Here is a 3482-nt window from a genome sequence, read left to right as displayed (position 1 = left end):
AGCGGGGCGCCGATCGGGACATTCAGCGGCCCGGCCATTTCCGTATCGGCGACAGTGGCGTCGATCTGCTGCCATCGCTCGCGGATCGGAATGCTGAGCGTGTCACGGAGTTCGCCCATGATGGTAGTGTGACGAAGGTCGAGCCGATCGATCCGGACGCCGACCTCCACCGGCATGAACGCATCGTGAAGCGCCAACGGCGCTCCGTCCAGCAGCCGAAGCCGACGAATCAGATAGAACGGCCGCCCGGCGGGAATACCATGGCGGCTGAAAAACGCTGGCGGCAGGTTGCAAACGCCTGATTTAAGGATCCGCGCCTCGGTGTCGAGCTTTAGCTCGGTGAACCCCTCGACCGGACCCGTCAGGCGTTCGTCCGGGCGTTCGGCGGGCAGGCAGGCGACAAACGTGCCTCGGCCCCGATGGCGGCGGAGGATTCCATCCTTTTCCAAGCCGGAAAGTGCCTCGCGTACGGTCTCGCGGCTGACGCCGAATTCGTCGGTCAAGGCCTGCTCGGTGGGGAAGCGGTCGCCGGGGCTGTATTCGCTGCCGAGACGCCGGACCAGCAGGTCGCGGATCTGCAAATACTTCGGAAACGGTGTGAAAAACCCGACGCCCACGCCCCTGCCTGCCTTGCCGGTTCCCGCGACCAGGGCCTATTTGCCTGTCTAACCAGACAATAATTATATGGTTACCCATACAATAAAGTTGCCGGCATGGGCGGTCAATTGGATTTCACAGGCCGGGTGGGCGAGGAATCCCTTGACCTTAGGGCCGCCGGAAGGAATTGGCAGGGCGAAACCGAAACGGCCCGCCCCGTCCTTCGGAGCAATCGGTCAAGCGGCCCGGACATCCGGATCGGAAGATAATGGCGAATGCTCACCTCCGGACACGGACTCAGCCGACCGGCGCCAAGCTTAGGATCCGCCTTGCCTCTGCCGGAGTTGCGGGATACCGGTCGTAGCCGCCGGTCACGTCGACGATCTTCTTGACGAGCTCGGCGTTGCTAGCGGCTAGGCGGTCGCGGTCGAACTTCACGTTATCCTCGAGCCCGGTGCGGCAATGCCCGCCGAGCTCAAGGGACCACTGGTTGACATCAAACTGATGCCTGCCGATGCCGGCCGCAGTCCACGTGGCACTTGGCAGCACCTCGGTCAGTTCCGAGACGAGAAACTCGAGAAGCTTGCGCCGCCCCGGCAGTGCGTTCGGGATGCCGAGCACGAACTGGACGTGAACCGGTTCCTTCAGGAGACCTTTTTTCACCAGGTTGGCGGCGTTGTACAGCATGGCCACGTCGAACACCTCGATCTCCGGCTTGATGCCGAACCCGAGCATCGTCGAGGCCAGTCCCTCGACGAAATCGGGCGGGTTCTCGTAGATGCTCTTGGGGAAATTGACCGATCCCGTCGACAACGACGCCATATCCGGCTTTAGGTAAAGCATGGCGCCGCGCTGGTTTTGGTCGCGCCCGCGACCGCCCGTCGAGAACTGGATGATCATGCCGGGACAATGCTTCCTGATGCCTTCCTGAATGGCGGCGAACTTCTCGGGGTCCGACCCCGGCGTTTGGTCCTCGTTGCGCACGTGGACGTGGACCAGGGCGGCGCCCGCCTCGAATGCCTCGTGCGTGGACTCGATCTGCTCGGCCGGCGTAACCGGCACCGCCGGATTGTCGGCCTTGGTCGGTAGAGCGCCGGTGATCGCGACGGTGATGATGCAGGGACTGGTCATGGCAACCCTCTCTCGTCGGGCCCCTTTGAAGGGGATCGTTGCGTGATGTGGAAACTGCGGACGGCCGGCCGCTCGGTGAAGTTCCTTGACCTGCGTCAGCAGCGGCGTCTCCACGATGGGATAATCGGTCCTGATCGGACATTCTCAATGCAAGCGATTCTAACTTAAAAACTGGTATTGTTCGCGGGGGCAGGTAGGTTAATGGAGGCTAATCAAGGTGACATTACTGCCAATGATTGCAGATGAATCTAAAAAGTCACTGCCAGGATAGGTTACTAAGGGAGAAGGTTCGAGCCGAGTTTCTCTCCCTCCGCCAGCCTAGCCGAAGGAGACTGGCAGCAAAATTTCTCTGACCGAAGGTGGTGACCTGACTGGATTTTCCTGGTCCAGGTTGATAGAGATAATTAGTCAGGAGAACTAACTGTCCGCTTGGACCAAAATCGCGGGGAGGCCACGTATATCTTGCGGGTATCTTGCGGGCAGCGACTATTCGATCGCCGACATCGCCTTTTTCCCCCGGCTCAGTTCGCATAGGACCCAGGGCCAAGACCTAGCGGACTTCGCCAACGTGGAACGGTGATTCGACGGGGTCGCGGCGCGGCCGGTGGTCGAGCGCGGGCGCAAGGTGCTTGCCGATCGATCGGCGGTGCCCAAGGAGATCGATAAAAAGACCCGCGCCATCTTGTTCGGCGCGACACAGTACCAGCAACGCTGAAGGCACCTTCGGCGGGCAAGCCAAGCCGGCTTGACGCTCCATAGGCGTCGCGGCAAGATGAATGCAGGATATGAAGCTCTTTCGCGTTCGATCGCGACGTTGCCCTCGGGTGAGTCCAACAGCCGAGGTTAGGGAGGTCCACCATGACAACATGTTCCTTCACCGCGCGTGCTTGGCGTTGGCTTGGCATGCTGCTTGTGTTGCTCGCGGCGTCGCCCGTGCTGGCGCAAACGGCCATCAAGATCGGCCATACCGACAATCAGCGGCCCTTCGACAGCCCGCATGCGGCTATGTCGGTTGTTTTCAAAGGGGTGCTCGAACAGGAGACCCAGGGCAAAATCACGGTCAACATTTTCCCGTCCTCGCAGCTCGGCAAGGAGCGCGAAATGATGGAGGCCCTGAAGCTCGGGTCGATCCACGCGGTCATCATTACCGAGGGGACCACGGTAAACTTCTTCCCGCCCATGGGGGTCCTGGGGATCCCCTTCCTTTTCCCGTCGATCGAGGTGGCGTGGAAGGTCATGGACGGGCCGTACGGCCAAGAACTCAAGGAGGCCATGCGTCAGAAGACCGGGCTGCGCGTCGTCGGCACCGCGGCGCCGGGACCTTTCCGTAACTTCGGCACCAACAAGCAGGTGCGCTCCGCCGACGACCTAAAAGGGGTGCGCATCCGCACCATGGAGCATCCCGGCCATCAGGCGATGGTGCGGGGGATCGGCGCGGCGCCGACGCCCGTGCCCTTCGGCGAGCTCTATTCGGCGCTCAAGACCGGGGTTGTCGATGGGCTCGAGCTTCCCTACCAGGCCATTCTGAACATGAAGCTGAACGAGGTGATCAGCTACGTGATCGTGGATGGGCACCTGTTCAACCAGACGTTCCTGTTCGTCAGCGACAAGTGGTTCTCGTCGTTGCCGGCGGACCAGCAGGCGGCGGTCCTGAGGGCCGGCGACGCGGCGCAAAAGGCCGGTCGCGGCCTCGTCCAAATCTGGGACGCGGTCGGCGCGGAGGAACTGCAAGCGAAGGGCGTGAAGCTCTACTT

3 protein-coding genes are annotated in these 3482 nt (G+C 61.7%); 1 reads left to right on the top strand and 2 read right to left on the bottom strand.

The window, feature by feature from the left end; all coding sequences use genetic code 11:
• Together Q8P46_10410 and Q8P46_10405 are read right to left on the bottom strand one after the other, a co-directional pair.
• Positions 1 to 581, bottom strand: a 581-nt coding sequence (locus tag Q8P46_10410) for a GntR family transcriptional regulator (protein ID MDP2620571.1), incomplete at its 3' end; no start/stop codon positions are given.
• Positions 582 to 894: 313 nt separating this feature from the next.
• Positions 895 to 1728, bottom strand: a complete 834-nt coding sequence (locus Q8P46_10405; protein ID MDP2620570.1) for a 3-keto-5-aminohexanoate cleavage protein — start codon at positions 1726 to 1728, stop codon at positions 895 to 897.
• Positions 1729 to 2586: 858 nt separating this feature from the next.
• Here Q8P46_10405 and dctP point away from each other — a divergent pair.
• On the top strand, positions 2587 to 3482 hold an 896-nt coding region (gene dctP / locus Q8P46_10400; GenBank protein MDP2620569.1), incomplete at its 3' end, for a TRAP transporter substrate-binding protein DctP.

This window comes from Hyphomicrobiales bacterium (genome assembly GCA_030688605.1).
Lineage (GTDB): Bacteria > Pseudomonadota > Alphaproteobacteria > Rhizobiales > NORP267 > JAUYJB01.
The sequence above is the reverse complement of the archived record's forward strand: the minus strand, read 5'-3'. Positions and strand labels throughout refer to the sequence as shown.

What these genes read in the sequence shown, in the direction of transcription:
- Q8P46_10405 (MDP2620570.1), bottom strand. Translation starts at nt 1,728, where the DNA reads ATGACCAGTCCCTGCATCATCACCGTCGCGATCACCGGCGCTCTACCG.